The sequence below is a fragment of the Pseudomonas sp. genome (assembly GCF_032058845.1).
Classification (GTDB): Bacteria; Pseudomonadota; Gammaproteobacteria; order Pseudomonadales; family Pseudomonadaceae; genus Aquipseudomonas.
This window is the reverse complement of the sequence record NZ_DAMCCR010000012.1, coordinates 1-1,120: the sequence shown is the minus strand read 5'-3', so window position 1 is coordinate 1,120 and position 1,120 is coordinate 1. Positions and strand designations below refer to the sequence as shown.

The 1,120-nt window shown below is 66.8% G+C and carries 1 protein-coding gene and 1 pseudogene; both read right to left on the bottom strand.

Features of this window, described 5'->3' with window-relative positions; all coding sequences use genetic code 11:
- Positions 1 to 286 (bottom strand): annotated as a pseudogene (locus RT028_RS04000) (hypothetical protein); the annotation flags it as partial.
- A gap of 1 nt (position 287) precedes the next feature.
- Positions 288 to 1,120 (bottom strand): SGNH family hydrolase (locus tag RT028_RS03995; protein WP_312932705.1); only part of this gene is annotated, 833 nt, incomplete at its 5' end.

Below are 1,120 nucleotides of genomic sequence, written 5' to 3'. Positions count from 1 at the left end.
CAATGCCGCCGTCGCCATAGCGCGCCTGCAGCAGCGTGCGCAATTCACCGCTGAAGAGGTCGGCGGCGGTGTGCGAATCGCCCAGTTGCACGATGCTCACCGGTGCGCGGCTGGCATTGCACAGCTTGCCGGCCAGGACGGCGAAATTGTCGCGCGGTGCGGCGGCTCGCTTGGCCGCCACGGGCTTGGCCGGGGGCGTTGTCGCCGCCTTGCCGGCATCGGCGCTGCAGCCGGGGGTGGCGCTGAGGATCAGGGCCGCAGCCGCGAGGGGATGCCATAGGCGCATGTCAGTGTCCTGTAACGGTCAGGCCAGAAAAGCCGATCAGGCCGAGCAGTTGTGCGGCGATCATTTTCTGGCCGGTGATAGTGAAGTGGATGCCATCGTCGATGCGCACCTTGACGGGGTTGCCGTCAGGGCCCTGAACCGTCGCCGAGAACTGCTCGTCCTGATAGCCCAGGAACGGGTTGGCGGAAACGAAGTGCTGGCCATACAGCGCGGTCTGCTGCTGATACAGGCCGCTCAAGTACGCCATGGCCGTGGACAGCCGCGGCGTGCCCATGTTCGGCGGCCCGACCCAGATCACCTGCACATGGCGCGCGCGGGCCTGATCGAGAATGGCATTGATACGCTCGCGGTAGATCATTTCCCACTGCGGTGACTTGAAATACACGAAAGGCTTGCCCTTGCCCTGCGGCATGTCCCACGGATCGTTGGGGCCGAGGAACACGATCATCAGGCGCACGCGTGGGTGTTGCGCGAGGGTGTCGGTGACCGTTCTGGGCCAGTTGAAAAACCCGGGGTAGGCCAGGCCGGTGCTCTGCCGGCTGAGGTTGAGGGTACGGATGCTGTGCCGGCGCAGCAGGCTGTTGGCCAGGTGTGGGGCCACCCCCTGCATCAGTGAGTCACCCACCAGAAACACCTCATCGTCCTCACCGAGGGTGACCAGCGGTGCGCTGCCCAGCGCCGGGGTCGCAGCCGCACTCGGGGCTGGCGACAGCGTGGTCGGCAAGGGCACGACTGCCACAGCGGTCGAGGCGGTAGCCGGTAGTGGCGCAGGCATCGCGCTGGACGACGCAGTGGCCGGCAGCGGCGCTGATGACGCCGTGGGCTGCACAGGCA